This is a genomic window from Brevibacillus centrosporus (genome assembly GCF_046622605.1).
Taxonomy (GTDB): domain Bacteria; phylum Bacillota; class Bacilli; order Brevibacillales; family Brevibacillaceae; genus Brevibacillus; species Brevibacillus centrosporus.
The window spans coordinates 1,183,263-1,198,528 of record NZ_CP176856.1 but is presented as its reverse complement, the minus strand read 5'-3'; the positions used below and the strand labels follow the sequence as shown (position 1 = coordinate 1,198,528).

Sequence of the window (15,266 nt, the reverse complement as noted above, 5' to 3'; positions counted from 1 at the left end):
GGGATATCGCATCTCTGGTAGGAGTCATTAGTCATTTTAGTGACGGTTATGGCGAACTTGTTTATTTTCCCGTTGACAGCGCCATTTGCTGTTTCACGAACAGATGGATGGCCTGCGTATCGTCAATGGCAAATTGGGGCCATTTTGAGGCTGTGCCGCTCTCCCATGCGACGACTCCCACGATACTGGTCAAGGTGTCCAATAGCTCGTGATCCTCCGGCTTTCGGATCAGCACCAGCTTTGGATACGCCTCCCGCTTGAAGCCTTCCACGAGAACCAGGTCAGCTCCTGCCTGTGTCAGTCTCTCCACCAGCTGCGGCAGCGTAGTAGGTCTTTGCTCAACGATCGCCGTCTTGGTCGCGGAGGTGATCGCCACAAGCGTTGCACCTGCCTCGCGATAGCGCCACGTATCCTTTCCGGGCTGATCCACCTCAAAATCATGGCCGCCATCGTGCTTGACTACCCCTACCCGCAGACCGGATTGTTCAAACAGGGGGATCAGCTTCGTCAGCAAGGTCGTTTTGCCGCTGTTCGAATAACCGACCAGCTGCAGTACATACGGTTGTTGTTTCACAGCCTCTTTCCCTCCCGTACCTTCCAGCTTGGCATCGTATGCGACAGGACTTCAACGAGCTCGCCAGCCTGTTTGCCGCTGCCTCCTGCAGGAATGATAATAAAGCACTCGCTGTTCTTCAGCGTGCCGAGGTTGCCTGCTTTTTCATTGAAATCCGGCTGGGCGTACAAGACACCCTCCTCCTCGACCAGCCAGCCCCGCAAATAACGCGGATAGGGACAAGGCTTGGTGTAGGAAATCGCGAGCTTCGCCTGTATGGTACGCTTGCGAACCTCCTGCCTACCGGAGAGCGAAAGGATCGTCGGACGAACAAACAGTTCAAAACCGAGAAAGCACGCACCTGGATTCCCCGACAAAGCGATGATCGGTTTGCCCTGCAGCATCAAACTGGTCGTGGGACTTCCGGGACGCATGGCAATTCGATTGAACAATAGCTCCGCTTCCGGTTCATCCGTGAGTGCCGCCATCACGTCGTAGTCACCTACTGACACACCGCCGCTCGTCACAAGCACGTCGACCAGCTTCAAATGCTCTGTCAGCGTTCCTTTGGCTACCTCCAGATCATCCGGCATATTCGGAAACAAAAGAGGAATGCCGCCCGCCTCGGCAATCAAAGCGGACAGCATCAGCGTATTGCTGTTTCGGATTTTTCCAGGAATCAGCGGCTGATCGACATCCAGCAGCTCAACTCCTGTAGACAATAGACCGATCCGCGGCTTGCGGACGACCGGGACGTGCGCGTAGCCAAAGGTCGCGAGGATGGCCATCGTTCCTGCATTGATGTTCTCTCCCTCACGCGCTATGATCGTCCCTTGCCTGATTTCTTCCCCGCGTCGGGACACGTTTTCACCAGGCTTCAATGACCGCCGGATGCCTACTTCCGCTGCAATTGCGGCGGGCTGCTGCGTCTGCTCGAACATGATGATGGCGTCCGCTCCTGCCGGCAGCATCGCCCCTGTCATAATCCGGCTGGCACAGCCTTCTGCCAGCGCGACGGTTGGCACATCACCAGCCGCGATTGTCTCCACGACTTTCAACCGGACAGGCTGATCGGGGGAAGCTCCCACCGTATCGATGGCTCTCACGGCAAACCCATCCAATGGAGAACGATCAAAGTGTGGCAAATCTTCCGTGGCATACATGTCACAAGCCAGCGTTCGACCGTATGCCTCACCGATATGCACCTCTTCACTTCCCTGCTTGCCGAGACGCTCCAGCAGTCTGTGCAGCGCATCCTCCACCGTTATCATTTGTCGCGAAAAGCGCATCTTCCTGTCCTCCTCTGGCCTCTACAGCCTCCTGCTGCATCTGTTGCTTAGCCGACGTTGACTTCCAGGTCCTCAATCGGTCTTTCTTTATACTTCAGATCTTTGTTTGCATGAAAGGTATCAGCCTTTTCGATTTTGACGGCTGCATTGTATTCCGGAATACCCGCATACGTTTCATATACGCCTTTCGGAATCAACACATTCCCTTCCGGCCAGTGCACCTGCACATTGCCTCGTTTGGTCGCCTCGAACTTGGCGCGCCCTTGGAAGGTGCCATACTTATTATACACGACGATGCTCTCTCCTTCCGCTATTCGCAGCTCTTTGGCATCGTCAGCGTTGATCAGCACGTCGTAGCGATCCGCGTTGTTGAATGGGTCCTTGTTGCTGTAAATCATCGAGTTGAACTGCTTGCCCCGTCGAGTCGTCACGTAGAAATGACCCTCGGGCTTGTGCAGATTCGGGATCTCGATCGGAATCAGATTGGCGCGGCCATCTTCTGTCGGGAAGCTGCCAGCCTCGCACAGCCAAGCCCCCCCCCACTGGAAGACATCTCCCCGCTTGCTGAGGTGCTGGATGCCGTCGTAGTTCGGATTCGCCTTGGCGATCTCTGCCCGAATCTCCGCTGCACTGCCGAAGTGCATCAGATGCTTTTTCTCTGGATGGACACGCGCTGCGAGATCGACGTAAATTTCCCATTCGGAGCGCGCTTCTTCAATGCGCGGCCCTTCAATTTCAGCGCTGAAGTAAACCATTCGCTCTGTACTGGTCGATGTGCCTCCGCCCGGCTGCTCGTAGCGCGTCATCGCCGGCAGGACAATCACCTCTTCTTTGGCATCCACGAGTGTCGATGTATTGAAAATGATATCCTGATGCACGCGCAGCTCCACGCTCTCCAGGCATTTGCGCATAAAATCGGGATCAGGCATCGTCTCGAGGAAATTCCCTCCACTCGTATAGAACAAGCGTGTTTTCCGCTCGTGTCCATCAGGCAAGAGTGAATTTTCCAGCGTCACGCCGACAATGTCGCCTTGCCATTTGGGAATGGGAAAGCCCCACAGCTTTTCGATCCGCGTCCAGCTCTTCTCTTCAAAATCCCCGCCCGGCAGACTGAACGGGTCAGCCCCCATTTCCCCGGAGCCTTGTACACCGGAGTGACCGCGGATCGGCATCACGCCGCAGTGCTTGCGTCCAATAAAGCCGCGCAATACTGCCAGGTTGGCTACCTGCGAAATATTGTCGGTGCCAAACTTGTGCTGGGTCAGTCCCATGCTCCACACGAATACGCCTGATTTGGAGTTCGCGAGCAGCACAGCGAATTCTTTTAAACGATCACGGGTGAGACCGGATGATTTTTCAATTTCCTCCCACGACTGCTTCGCGATATGCTCCCGCAGCTGCTCGATGCCATTGGCGTGTTCTTTGACAAAGGCGTGGTTGATCGCTGAACCAGGCTTCTCCTTTTCCATCTCAAACCAGTGCTTCATCACACCGTTCATGAACGCGATGTCTCCGCCGATGTTCACTTGGTAAAAATCATCGACGATTTTGGTTCCAAACAGCGCACTGTCAGGGACGGACGGAATCCAGTACTTCTCCATCGCTGGCTCTTTGTACGGATTGATCAGGATGATTTTGGTGCCCGCTTTTTTCGCCGCGTACATGTACTTCGTGGAGACCGGCTGGTTATTCGCCGGAACCGAGCCCCAGAACACAAGGACGTCTGTGCCGATCCAGTCCTGGTAATTGCAGCTGGATGCCCCGATGCCGAGCGTACGCTTCAAAGCGGTTTTACTCGGGGAGTGGCAAATGCGGGAAGCGTTATCAATATTGTTTGTCCCGAGGAATCGCGCCATTTTTGCCGCGGTATAGTACACTTCGTTGGTAATGCCGCGTGCAGTCAGGAAAAAAGCCAGCTGCTTGGGATTGATTCCTTTGATTTTATGTGCGATGCGGTTCAGGGCTTCGTTCCAGGTAATCCGGGTAAATTTGTTCTCGCCAGGCTTGCGGGACAGCGGAAACGGGATTCGCCCCAGCTTGCGCAGCTCCACGCTGGACAGCTTTTGCATAGCGCTCACGTCCTCCAGCCACTTCGTATCCATGGCAGGCATCGTATTGAGACGCAGCACGTTCAAACGGGTCGTGCACAGATGCGGCCCCGTCAATGTCTGGTCGTACAAACCGGAAACGCCGAGTGCACAGCCATCGCATACCCCTTGTGTCAAAATGCGATAGGCGTATCCGAGATTGTCCCGGTTATCGTACATGACCTTCATCGTGTCGCGGATGTGATGCGGTTTTATTTTTCCCAGCCCCATCGGCATCAAGGACGCCCACAGTGACGGCTCCCATGATGTGTCCAGCTTGATGGGCCCGCTATGCTTGGTTTTGCCCATTTCCATTACTCCTCTCTTTTCCCTGCTCTCGTCTTCTCATTCAAGCAAAAAACCACCATAAACCGTCCCTTGTCCTGAGGAGAAGAGCGTGTTCACGGTGGTTGTCTAAGGCAGGTTCGCTACCTAGTCTCAACTGCGTGTTTGTTCGCGAAACCCGTTTCGTCTAAATCAGTGAACAGGGTCGCTGCTTCGTTTAGACTTACGGCTCGTTTTTCCATTTTTTCTCAATATCTTGATCAAATACAAAGATCGACATCCCGAAATCACGTTCAATATCAATGTCGACGAACAAATCGACGAGCTTGGCTCCCAAAAAGTTCTCCATGTCTACTGGCGTGTTCTTCCGGTACATCTCTTTGACCATTTCGGTCCGTGCAGCTCGCAACGTCTGCTTTCCCTCTTCGGAAGTGGCGATGAACTTTTCCACCGGCGAAAGGTTGCCTTCCATTTCACAGATCGCCCAGTTCTTGCAAAACGTGGTGTTAATCTTGCTCGGTCCCTTACCCATGTGGCGCTTGCGGAAAGCTCTGACCAAATTGCTGAACTCTGCTTCGAACTTATTCATCTAGGAAACTCACCTTTACTTCTTTTCCATTCTCTACTACGACTTTACCATTGTTCAGCCAGCCAATTCAACAGAGTTTTCTCTTTGTTTGGCTTCTGCCTGCAATTTTTTGATGTCAAGCCGGATAATCAGGGAAATAACCAGAGCCACGACGAACATAGCTGCGAAAATGCTCAATGTACCTGTGTAGCTCTGTGTAGTGTTGCGCACCCATGCAGCAAAGATCGGTCCTGCCAGACCAGCAGCTGCCCACGCCGTCAGGATGTAACCGTGAATGGCACCGAGCTGCTTCGTGCCGAACAAGTCACCGATATAAGCTGGGATAGAGGCAAAACCTCCGCCGTAGCACGTCATGATGACGAACATCGCGATCATGAACAGGACGGGATTGGTCAGGTTTGGCAGCAGGAAGAACAAGACCATCTGGATCGCAAAGAACGCCGTGTACGTGTTTGGCCGGCCAATGAAATCCGACAGCGATGCCCAGCCGATGCGTCCTCCACCGTTGAACAGGCCATTGAGCCCTACCATCAGGGCAGCTGCTCCTACCGACATCCCTACCATCTCCTGCGCCATCGGGGAGGCTACGGAGATGACGGCGATTCCGCAAGTCACGTTGATAAAGAGCATGAGCCACAGCCAGTAGAAACGGCGGGTCTTGATCGCTTCGTTGGCCGTCAACTGGCACAGGTCCTTCTTGATTTGCTTTTTCCCCTCAGCCGCATTCGCCGAGAATCCTGCAGGGACCCAGCCTACTGGCGGTGGAGAGAGATACTGAGCAGAGGTGAACATGACGACGAAGTAGATAATTCCTAAAATGTAGAAGGTATTGGCGATGCCCACGCCTTCAATTAGTGCGTTCATAATCGGGCTTGCAATCATCGAAGCGAAGCCGAAGCCCATAATGGCGAGCCCTGTAGCAAGACCGCGACGATCCGGAAACCATTTGACAAGGGTAGATACAGGTGTGATATAACCTACTCCAAGACCAATCCCTCCAAGAACGCCGTAGCATAAATAGAGGAGCGGCAGACTGCTTAGCTGGATAGCCAGACCGGATCCGATAATTCCGATACCAAAAAAGATCGAGGCGAGTGTACCTGCCTTGCGCGGTCCGTGCTTTTCCACATAGTGGCCGAGAAAAGCAGCAGACAGCCCCAAGAAAAGGATGGCGATACTAAAGGTGAACTGGACATCTGTCAATCCCCACCCAAACTGCTTGGTGATCGGCTTCGTAAACACACTCCATGCATAAACGGAACCGATCGAAATGTGGATCCCAACCGCTGCTAGTGCAATCAACCAACGATTTTTCGCGTGTTGCCCCATTTGACACATCTCCTTTACGATGATAGATAATGGCCCGGCTACTAATCACCAGAGCTGCTTTCTAAAAAAAGAAAAACTGCTGCGCTCACCCACGTTCTTCTTTTCGCTGCATGCAAAAAGAGAGAATGTGGTGAAACACAGCAGTTAATCATCAGCAGGAACGCTACTTCAGCATCAACCAGCAAGTGCTCACTATTCAAATGAAAGCGAGGATCGAAATAAACCGGTGACAGGATCGCTATCCCGTGTCAATTCCGTTCTCGGATGTACAAGAGTTTGAAATCATGAAAATTTTGTGACAATACAAATCTCAAATAGTATACTACCATGTAAGCGCTCACTCTACAATATATTCCTCTAAAATAAACGATTTCACCAAATTGTTTTTAGCAAAAAAGGAGGCCATCATGACAAATCTCGAAAAGACGATCCACCGACCGGTGCTGAAAATTTCCCTCGATCAGCATGCGTGGGAAGAGGACGAGATCGTCACAGAATACCCGCTGACGATCTTTTTAAACGACGAGGAGTTCGCAACCATCGTCTGTACCCCCGCTGATCTCGAGGAGATGGTCATCGGCTTTCTCGCAGCAGAGGGCGCCATCAAAAGCTTTGAGGAAATCAAGCAGCTCGTTATCGATGAGGCGCAGGGCTTTGCCTATGTGGATCTGCACAAGGAAACGATCCTCTCGCAAAGCTTTTATTCCAAGCGCAGAATTACTTCCTGCTGTGGTAAGAGTCGGCAGTCGTTTTACTTTTTCAGTGACGCCCGTACCGCCAAGCCTGCGGAAGGTGCCATCTCCATCACCCCTGGGCAATGCATGCAGCTCATGCGCGAGCTGCAATCCTCGTCCGACATCCACCGCCAGACAGGTGGGGTTCATAACGCAGCACTATGCACAGCCGATCAGGTTTTGCTCCAGTATTCCGATATCGGACGGCACAACGCTCTGGACAAGATTTATGGAAAATGTCTGCAGGACCAGATCGAGACGAAGGACAAGGTTCTGGTCTTTTCAGGGCGCATTTCCTCCGAGGTGCTGTTGAAGGCAGCCAAAATCGGCGCAGCAATCATCCTGTCCAAATCTGCACCTACCGATCTCGCACTACAGCTGGCCGAGGAGCTGAACATCACGGCGGTCGGTTTTATCCGCCAAGACAAGATGAACGTCTACACCCACGCGCATCGAATTGAGGTTGCGGCGAATTAGGGCATGGAGGAGGAGCTTACCTTGTCTGTTCAAGCCATACTCTTTGATCTGGATGGAACCCTGCTGGATCGGGAGTTTTCCCAGACATTGTGTGCCGTTTCCGAATCTGTTACCTACCTTGACGCAAATCAAAGCGGCCGGTGTGAAGCTGGGGTTAATCTCAAATGGCTATGGTGATTTTCAATTCGCGAATCTCCAAGCGCTGTGTATCGATCATCTGTTTGACGAGATCCTCATTTCGGAATGGGAAGAGCTACGCAAGCCCGACCCTGCATGCCGTCGGAATGAAAGCCATCTGGAAACGAAACGAGCTGTTTGACCAGGAAGTCGAAGTCGAGGCAGACGCTTGTATGGATGATTTGAGTGAAATACTCCGTTGGCTGCTTCCCAGTCCCAGACAAGCATGAGCTGCTATGAAAGTTTCGGAGAAGGCTATCCGTCTTCTCTTTTTCTCTTTTTCTCCAATTCGAGTGCGGTCTGATACTCCTCGGGCGTGTTTGCATTAAAGGCAGCCCATTCCTCGAGAAGATCTTCGGGAGTGGTATGTACGCGCAGTCTGTCGAGTGTGTGCATGACCCGGTATTGACCTTCAAACAAGGCTTGCTCCCACAACGGCTGAGTCCTGCGGTGATACAAGGCACATAAAGGATGGAGCCTTCCGTTTTGTTTGACGGCCACAACATCCCAGTCTTTCCAGCCTTTTGCGAAATGAATGAGCTTTTCCATCTGCCCTCGATCCATAAAAGGAAGATCACAGGATAAAAGGAGCAGCACGTCTTCCTCTGTTGCACGAAAGGCAGTCACGATGCCGCTGACGGGACCGGCTGACGGAACCAGGTCAGGTGTGACTTGCACCTCGGCTGACTTGATGTCTTCCCTTTTCAATCGCTCAGGCGTATTGGAAACCACCAGGCACTCCAGCCCCAGCGCCCTCACTTCCTTGATCAGCTCGCTTAGAATGGTTCCGCCCCGCCATCGCAGCAGTTCTTTTGGCGTTCCCATTCTGCTGCTTTGCCCGCCAGCGAGAATGACGGCTTTCATTGTTGTTTCTTGCATGTGCCCCTCCGTTCCCCTGCGTACAGGCGACGATCTTCCCACTACTTTTTCTTACATGGGTTCCTTTGTCAAGCATGCCCACTCCTGAAAATAGACAAAAGCTTGGGATTTCCCCAAGCTTTGTTTTAATGAAATCTGCTTTCCGTATAAAAGAGAGGTTAATTGTCGTCCTCTTCTTCTTCGTCCTCTTCTTCGTCGTCGCCTTCTTCGTCCTCTTCTTCGTCGTCGCCTTCTTCGTCTTCTACTTCTTCGTCGTCGCCTTCTTCTTCGTCGTCGCCTTCTTCGTCTTCTTCTTCGTCGTCGCCTTCTTCGTCTTCTTCTTCGTCGTCGCCTTCTTCGTCCTCTTCTTCGTCGTCGCCTTCTTCGTCCTCTTCTTCGTCGTCGCCTTCTTCGTCTTCTTCTTCGTCGCCTTCTTCGTCTTCTTCGTCGTCGCCTTCTTCGTCTTCTTCTTCGTCGCCTTCTTCGTCCTCTTCTTCCTCGTCGCCTTCTTCGTCTTCTTCGTCGTCGCCTTCTTCGTCCTCTTCTTCTTCGTCGCCTTCTTCGTCCTCTTCTTCGTCTTCTTCCTCTTCTTCTACCTCTTCTTCTGCTTCGGCTTCTTCGTACTCTTCTTCATCGCGTTCATCGATGTTCAACATACTGCCAACCTCCTCCTGTGTAATCACTAATATTCATACGAAAAAAAACGCATCTTGTTTGTATGTTTGTCCTCTCTCAGTAGCCTGTTTTTTTCAATGATCTTCTCTAGGCGGGTTGACATTGATGGGCATTAGTTTATAATAAGTATTAATCAATAATAATTATAAACAAGGAGAGATTCTAATATGAAAACAACTGTTGAAGTAAACATCTCCACTGTCCTGAACAAACAAGTCGCAAACTGGACTGTTCTGTATACAAAGCTGCACAACTTTCACTGGAATGTAAAAGGACCGCATTTCTTTACCCTACATCAAAAATTTGAAGAGCTTTACAACGAGGCAAGTGCCAACCTCGATACGTTGGCCGAGCGCGTCCTGAGCATCGGTGGAAAGCCAGTTGCAACCCTGTCTGTTTGTCTGCAAACAGCAAGCATCGCCGAAGCCACCGGTAACGAGACCGCCGAGCAGATGGTCACAAGTATTGTTCAAGATTTCACCCTTGTGGTGGACGAGCTGAAGGATGCGATGTCTGCCGCAGAAGAAGCCGGCGACGAAGCGACCTCCGATATGCTGCTCGCCATCTCGAGCAGCCTGCAAAAACATATCTGGATGCTGAAAGCTTTCTTGCAATAACTTAACTGACAACCATTACGGCTCGGGCAGGTCCTCCTCCCTCTGCCTGAGCCTTTAAAGGGGAATATTTTCAAATAGAAAAAGGGCTCGTGCGGCTTGCACGTTGCCCTTTTTTACTTACAAAGAGAAGGTCAGCTTTCGACCATCCTTCTCAATTTTTACTTGGGGTAAATATTTCAGCGACTTTTGGACACCTATGTACGGACTTGCAAAGTCTACCTTATGTCGCTTTTTCAATTCATCACAAAGCTCCACCAATGACATCGGCATCATCGACTCTCGCAGCAAGTCCTCGATGTGCTGCGCTACTTCGAGATAGTTATGCCGTATGTGAGCTTTTCTTATTTTCATTCTTCTCGTTAGTTCCACAGGGATTTCATCTGCTGCAGTGGCTGCCTCTTCCTCGGCATCCTCACTGCCCACCATTCCTTCTTGGCCATCCAACTCCCGGATTCGAATTAAGATCTGTTTGATGTCCATTCCTAGCTGCTTATCCTGATCTACATACTGCCGGCGCAGTACCGTACGTTGTTCCAGCAAGGATTGCAAAGTCATCTGCAACGCTTTCCGTTCGTTAAACATCGCGTAATATTTTCCCCTTTGCGTGTAAGTGTAGATATTCGTGGAATTATACTCAATGATAATATATTAAGAGCAGCTTGAAAATGGCGAAATTCAGATAATTCCTAGACGAATCATTCGGAATCCTGCCTTTTCTTTTTTCGCGCAAATGAGTACAATATTCTTGTATATCCACAGAAAGGACTGGCAACATTCCATGTTATCCCAGCGCTTACGCACAGCCCGTAAGGCAAAAGGTCTCACCCAGGAAGAGTTGGCAGAACATGTCTGCACGACAAAAGGGACGATCAGCAACTACGAGAACAACCACAGTACCCCTCCCAATGACATGCTGCGACACTTAGCGGACATCCTAAACGTCACAACCGATTGGCTATTGGGTCGCACGGACGTAGCTTCCCCAGCCTCGATTCCTGCTTCGGATTCTGGAGAAAAACGTTCGTTGGACGAGCTGTTGCAGGAAAAAATTGACGATCCTGATGATTATTACTTTTTAGATGGCTATTTAGAAGCTTCTGAAGAGGAGAAAAAGGAAATTCGCCGCTATTGGTACGATCTGAAAAAGCAATGGAAGGCTCGCCATGTCAGGGAAGATCGCTCTCCTTCCTTGTTCGACATCACGGAAAATTTGAAAAAAAAATAGCCCCAGAAACGGGGTTTTCTTTTCCGCCCAAAACAGAACGTACGTTCCGAATAGATACAGGAGGTTTCAGATGCTTGCTGCTATTCTACAGGAAATTGGTGAGCCAAAAACGTGGCTGGAAAGTCGCGTCTACCTGCTGCTGCAGCACCTCAGGATAGAAGAACCGGAGCAGATCGATTTGCATCGTCTCTGTTCCACCTACGGGATCGAAATTTGGGAGCTGGATGGCCGCAGCAGAGCGCATGCTCACCCGACGATTGCCGATCGTTATGTCATTGCGGTTGATGAGCGTCTTGATCACACTCACAAGCGCGTGAAAATTGCCCATGAGCTGGGGCATTTGCTGCTCCATGTAGGAGTTCAGCCCCACAGCCATACCTGGATGATCGACTGGCAGGAGTCGCAAGCCAATCACTTCGCTGAACATTTGCTGCTTCCCCTTTTCATGATTCCTCCCCTGCTTGCTGAATGCAACCGCTATCAAGCTCCCGCGTATTTGGCAGAGCGCTTTCAGGTTCCTTTGTCGCTCGCCCGCTGCCGGTTTGATCGCGTATTGTCGCGTCTGCACGCAAAGGGCTTGCCTGTTTTCTGGTAGGCATTGTTATAGAAGGAGGCTTTTTCGTTGAAACACGTATTTATTGCAGGCGATGCTTACAGCACGCATTTTTTTGAGATGGATCTGGAATCTGACGAGGAGCTGTCCCTCTTGCCCTCCCTGCGTGTAGCCAGCTACCATACCGCTCGATTTGCTCTCATCATGCGTGATCATGGACTTGCAGGAATCGGAATTTTCCCGGGCAATGCTCTCTTGATCAGCGACTACTCGCTGGAACCCATCATCGGCAGACCTGTGCTGGTTCGTCAGGAGGGACAATTTCTCGTTCGGATCGCAGCTGATGTCAACCCTGTGGAGTGCTGCTTCACTACGACCCGCAATGAGGATTCTCCTCTCATTCTGCCATCGGAAAACATACGGATCGTCGGCGTTATCTCGGGAATTCTTCCTCGGGAAGATTGACCGCCGTCTGCAGCCATTCCTTGATCACTGCTACGGTTTGCTGCCATTGCTCCTGTGGCGTAATCGCGGCAGGCTGATCGCCCTCTTGAAAGCCATAGCTGCCAAACTGGGAGTGGTTTCCCCCTTCGATGGTCATGTAGCTCGTGCTATCTGGCAGGTAGCTCTTGGCCGCTTCGTACGCCTGTCGATCGACGACACCATCCCGCGAGCCCAGCAAGGACAGCACAGGAATCCCGCTTTCCTTCAAATCCCCTTTTTTATCCGGGTAAGCTGCCAGAAAAAAGACGCCCGCGATACGATCTTGATGATTCACGGCATATCGTGCAGCCATGACACCCCCGAGCGAATGTCCCCCGATCACGAACGACTGATGCGGATAGGCCTTCAGCACTTGATTGGCCCTCTCTGCGTCACTCACGGCCAGATTCAGCGGCATCCTGGCGATGAACACGCGATAGCCGTCTCCCGCAAGCGACCGAGCGAGAGGGGCGTAGCTCTCAGGCTTTATCAAGGCTCCCGGGTAAAGAATAATGCCCGGCTCACGTGTTTCCCCGCCTTCAAAGACCAACCAATCCCCTGTATCGATGACCGTGATACCTTCTCCCCCCTGCATCGCCGACTTGGCTGCCTGATCAGGCGGGTAAGGCCGCAAATACCAGATAGCTGCACAGGCGACGATCAGTACGACTAGAACAAAGCCCTGCAGCCACCTCTTGCGATAACGCCCCACGCTGTCACCTCATTTCCGATCCCATACCGTTTGCTTTTTATTATGTCTCAATTTCGGTCATCATGTGCCCATTTTCCTTTGAAGCGTGCTTTTTGCTGAAATTACGATCCGATCAGCTTTTTTCCAGAGGCACCTCGGCGGCTTGCAAAGCGCGTATACAGAAGGGGGTAATCAATGTGCCGAACGCAATGACGGTGAAGGCCACTCCCCAATTGCCGTGATCGAGAAACAAACCAAAGACAGCCGGCGAGATAATCGTAAAGCTGAAGCCCAAAACGGATTGCACTCCGAGTGCCACGCCGAGTACCTCCGGGTCGGTAATATCCGCGATCGCCTTATTGTAAATAGGAGAGTCCGCGATAATCGTAAAGCCGTAGAGCAAGGCAACCGCGACAACCAGCCAGATGGGAGCGAGGAGCATCCACCCAATGGAAAAAGAGCAAGCAATGCTGAGCAAAATAAACAGACGGATGGCTCGTACATTTCCCCAGCGATCGGAAAGCATTCCTCCGAAATAGGTGGCGATCCCGCCGATCATCACGATGCTCGAAGCACTGAGGTTCCCCCAGGTAAGCGCATTAGCGATCCCTTTTTGCTGGTAAAAATAGACCATAAACGGTCCGATCCACGCCCACATGGCATAGAGCTCCCAGCAGTGACCCGCATAGCCGAAGTTGACCAGCAAGTTCTTTTTGGCCACTATTTTTTTAAGCAGGGCAAGCGTCACAGGCGTCGAGGAAAGCGACACAACCGGTATTTTGGACACCAGGATCAAGACACACGACAGAATCGCAGCGCAAGAGGTAACCAGGATGACCCCTTGCCAGCCCCATGCATTTTGCAGGACGCCTGAAACAAACAAAGAAAATCCCGATCCAACCACGAGGGAGCCTACAAAGATCCCCATCGCTTTTCCACGCGAAGCTGGCGGGGACAGCTGTGCCACCATCTTCATCCCTGGCACGTACACACCCGCAATCCCGATCCCTGAGAGCAGGCGTAAAATCATGGCCGACCAAAAGCCTTCTGCAAAGGCCGCAAAAAGCAGTCCGCTGATTCCCGCCACCAATGAGCCGTAGGCAAACGAATATTTGGGGTTGTACTTATCACTGGCAAAGCTGTAAAAAATAACGGCAAGCACATAGCCCAGATGAAAGGTCGCAACGATGATCCCAGACTGTGTTGAGGAGAGCTGCCACTGCTCTTGAACGAGAGGCATAATGGCAGAAAAGTTAAACCAGACTTGCATGGAAAGAAACTGAGCGATCGATAGCAGCCAAAGCACGCGTTGGTTCATCGGAGCCTCCCTGTCTTCGGGCGAAACGCAGCTGCGCCTCACCCTTTTTCTTTTTCCTTTTGCCGTTCACGAAACCGTCGTACCTTCATGATGTTTCCGCACATCTTGTCGTCGCACCAGCGCCGTACGCGATTGCGGCTCTCATCAAAAAAGATCCACTGACAATCCGGATTGTCGCATATTTTGATCCGGCTGGCTTCTTCATGTACGAGAAGATCTACAAACGAACGGGCAATTCGAGACATGACAAGCTCCCAGCCATGCACAGGGGTCACTTCTTCCAGATGATAGCCCCCCTCGTCATGCAGCAAACGCGGGTAAAAAGGCGCAAGAGCAAGCACCAGATTGAATGCCTCCAGATCCTCTGGGACCACAGCTTCCCCGCGAACCGTACACTCCGTCATTCGTCTCATACACTCCCGCAAATTCAGCAGCTTGGCTCCCATTTTTTGCTCGACAGGCAAAGGAGCTTGCAGATTCCACTGCTGCAAAAAATCAGCTACCCATTCCTCCTTCTCCAGCCTGTTTTCTCTGCGGCCAGAACCACGCCAATCACGCCAGTCACTATTCAAAAAATCGATGCATAACCATTCCATTTCTGCAGTCCCCATCTCTTTTCCACACGCTTGATTTCTCTCTTGTTTCCAGTATTCGGTTATGATATGTTTTTAACGTAACGATCAAAATGAATTTCGTAAGTTACAAACATTTGTGTCTTTGCCTTATTATACCGCTGCACCAATCTGTTTTACAGACGAGGAGGATGGACAAATGAGTCGTAAAGAATTGCTGCTGCAAAACTGGATGTATACGTATGAACAGGAAGACTGGTATCCCCCTTTGCGCGGTGCACTAGCTGGCGTGACGGCTGCCCAGGCAAGCTGGCGTCCAACCGGCGAAGCAGCAAACACGATCTGGGAAACGGTCAGTCATCTGCTGTTCTTCAAAGAACGACTGCTACACCGACTCTTGGGCACGGAGTTTCCCCTTTCGGCAGAAACCAATGACGATACGTTTGTGCCTTCTGGCGGTGCCGCGGATGAGGAGGCTTGGGAAAAAACAATGCAGCGCATGGAGGATGTCCATCGTCAGATTCAGGAAAAACTGGCTTCCTTGAGCGAACATGATCTCGATCAAGCTCTACCTTCCATTCCCGCCAGCCAAAGCGTCATGAGCATCATGCTGCACGATGCCTTTCACACGGGACAAATCATTCAAATCCGCAAGCTGCAAGGCTCCTGGCCTGCTAAACGGACCTTCCTGTAGAAACGATCCCGATTTTTTCTAATTGATTCCTGATGCAAAATTTTATATAGTTTATGAATC

At 51.4% G+C, this 15,266-nt stretch carries 19 protein-coding genes; 8 read left to right on the top strand and 11 right to left on the bottom strand.

The annotated features are described in order from the left end of the window. Window positions 1-61: 61 nt before the first annotated feature. From mobB to ACLIN2_RS06440, 5 genes are all read right to left on the bottom strand, one after another. Entirely contained in the window at window positions 62-574 is a 513-nt protein-coding gene (gene mobB / locus ACLIN2_RS06460; RefSeq protein WP_411503558.1) for a molybdopterin-guanine dinucleotide biosynthesis protein B, read from the bottom strand. Next, window positions 571-1,842 (bottom strand): molybdopterin molybdotransferase MoeA, encoded by a 1,272-nt coding sequence (gene glp / locus ACLIN2_RS06455; RefSeq protein ID WP_400583951.1) that lies wholly within the window; start codon window positions 1,840-1,842, stop codon window positions 571-573. Before glp ends, mobB begins: the two co-directional genes overlap by 4 nt. A 47-nt stretch (window positions 1,843-1,889) precedes the next feature. Beyond that, a complete protein-coding gene (locus ACLIN2_RS06450; protein WP_122961719.1) occupies window positions 1,890-4,238 on the bottom strand; it encodes an FdhF/YdeP family oxidoreductase in 2,349 nt (782 codons plus the stop codon). A gap of 199 nt (window positions 4,239-4,437) precedes the next feature. Further along, a complete protein-coding gene (locus ACLIN2_RS06445; RefSeq protein ID WP_400583947.1) occupies window positions 4,438-4,803 on the bottom strand; it encodes a DUF2294 domain-containing protein in 366 nt (121 codons plus the stop codon). 54 nt (window positions 4,804-4,857) lie between these two features. Further along, window positions 4,858-6,132: an L-lactate MFS transporter gene (locus ACLIN2_RS06440; protein WP_310230571.1), complete on the bottom strand. Its 1,275-nt coding sequence runs from the start codon at window positions 6,130-6,132 to the stop codon at window positions 4,858-4,860. A 407-nt stretch (window positions 6,133-6,539) separates the two neighbouring features. Between ACLIN2_RS06440 and fdhD the strand changes: the two genes are divergently transcribed. From fdhD to ACLIN2_RS06425, 3 genes are read left to right on the top strand one after another with little or no spacing between them, the layout of a single operon-like run. Beyond that, window positions 6,540-7,343 (top strand): formate dehydrogenase accessory sulfurtransferase FdhD, encoded by an 804-nt coding sequence (gene fdhD / locus ACLIN2_RS06435; RefSeq protein WP_400583942.1) that lies wholly within the window; start codon window positions 6,540-6,542, stop codon window positions 7,341-7,343. Window positions 7,344-7,364: 21 nt separating this feature from the next. After that, a complete protein-coding gene (locus ACLIN2_RS06430) occupies window positions 7,365-7,520 on the top strand; it encodes a hypothetical protein (protein ID WP_400584539.1) in 156 nt (51 codons plus the stop codon). Further along, the gene (locus ACLIN2_RS06425) at window positions 7,450-7,662 is read left to right on the top strand and encodes an HAD family hydrolase (RefSeq protein WP_400584510.1); all 213 of its coding nucleotides are present in this window, start codon (window positions 7,450-7,452) and stop codon (window positions 7,660-7,662) included. Before ACLIN2_RS06430 ends, ACLIN2_RS06425 begins: the two co-directional genes overlap by 71 nt. Before the next feature lie 113 nt (window positions 7,663-7,775). Here the strand turns inward: ACLIN2_RS06425 and ACLIN2_RS06420 are convergent, their stop codons facing one another. Then, entirely contained in the window at window positions 7,776-8,399 is a 624-nt protein-coding gene (locus ACLIN2_RS06420) for a molybdenum cofactor guanylyltransferase (protein WP_411503557.1), read from the bottom strand. Window positions 8,400-8,557: 158 nt separating this feature from the next. Then, entirely contained in the window at window positions 8,558-9,034 is a 477-nt protein-coding gene (locus ACLIN2_RS06415; RefSeq protein WP_411503556.1) for a hypothetical protein, read from the bottom strand. A 186-nt stretch (window positions 9,035-9,220) separates the two neighbouring features. On the opposite strand from ACLIN2_RS06415, the gene ACLIN2_RS06410 reads away from it, so the two are divergent. Further along, window positions 9,221-9,670: a Dps family protein gene (locus ACLIN2_RS06410; RefSeq protein WP_411503555.1), complete on the top strand. Its 450-nt coding sequence runs from the start codon at window positions 9,221-9,223 to the stop codon at window positions 9,668-9,670. A 117-nt stretch (window positions 9,671-9,787) separates the two neighbouring features. Here the strand turns inward: ACLIN2_RS06410 and ACLIN2_RS06405 are convergent, their stop codons facing one another. Next, window positions 9,788-10,252: a hypothetical protein gene (locus tag ACLIN2_RS06405; RefSeq protein ID WP_400583935.1), complete on the bottom strand. Its 465-nt coding sequence runs from the start codon at window positions 10,250-10,252 to the stop codon at window positions 9,788-9,790. Window positions 10,253-10,448: 196 nt separating this feature from the next. On the opposite strand from ACLIN2_RS06405, the gene ACLIN2_RS06400 reads away from it, so the two are divergent. The 3 genes from ACLIN2_RS06400 (at window position 10,449) to ACLIN2_RS06390 (ending at window position 11,913) form a co-directional block, all read left to right on the top strand. After that, a complete protein-coding gene (locus ACLIN2_RS06400; RefSeq protein WP_092266541.1) occupies window positions 10,449-10,895 on the top strand; it encodes a helix-turn-helix domain-containing protein in 447 nt (148 codons plus the stop codon). Between the two features lie 70 nt (window positions 10,896-10,965). Continuing rightward, window positions 10,966-11,490, top strand: coding sequence for an ImmA/IrrE family metallo-endopeptidase (locus tag ACLIN2_RS06395; RefSeq protein ID WP_411503554.1), 525 nt, complete (start codon window positions 10,966-10,968; stop codon window positions 11,488-11,490). Window positions 11,491-11,517: 27 nt separating this feature from the next. Beyond that, entirely contained in the window at window positions 11,518-11,913 is a 396-nt protein-coding gene (locus tag ACLIN2_RS06390; RefSeq protein WP_411503553.1) for a hypothetical protein, read from the top strand. On the opposite strand, the gene ACLIN2_RS06385 is transcribed toward ACLIN2_RS06390, so the two are convergent. The 3 genes from ACLIN2_RS06385 to ACLIN2_RS06375 form a co-directional block, all read right to left on the bottom strand. Next, window positions 11,882-12,643: an alpha/beta fold hydrolase gene (locus ACLIN2_RS06385; protein ID WP_411503552.1), complete on the bottom strand. Its 762-nt coding sequence runs from the start codon at window positions 12,641-12,643 to the stop codon at window positions 11,882-11,884. The genes ACLIN2_RS06390 and ACLIN2_RS06385 overlap by 32 nt on opposite strands. 112 nt (window positions 12,644-12,755) lie before the next feature. Then, window positions 12,756-13,940 (bottom strand): MFS transporter, encoded by a 1,185-nt coding sequence (locus ACLIN2_RS06380; RefSeq protein WP_411503551.1) that lies wholly within the window; start codon window positions 13,938-13,940, stop codon window positions 12,756-12,758. A gap of 38 nt (window positions 13,941-13,978) precedes the next feature. Beyond that, window positions 13,979-14,536, bottom strand: a complete 558-nt coding sequence (locus tag ACLIN2_RS06375) for a CGNR zinc finger domain-containing protein (RefSeq protein WP_328210084.1) — start codon at window positions 14,534-14,536, stop codon at window positions 13,979-13,981. Window positions 14,537-14,711: 175 nt separating this feature from the next. On the opposite strand from ACLIN2_RS06375, the gene ACLIN2_RS06370 reads away from it, so the two are divergent. Then, window positions 14,712-15,206, top strand: a complete 495-nt coding sequence (locus ACLIN2_RS06370; RefSeq protein WP_411503550.1) for a DinB family protein — start codon at window positions 14,712-14,714, stop codon at window positions 15,204-15,206. Window positions 15,207-15,266: the final 60 nt, after the last annotated feature.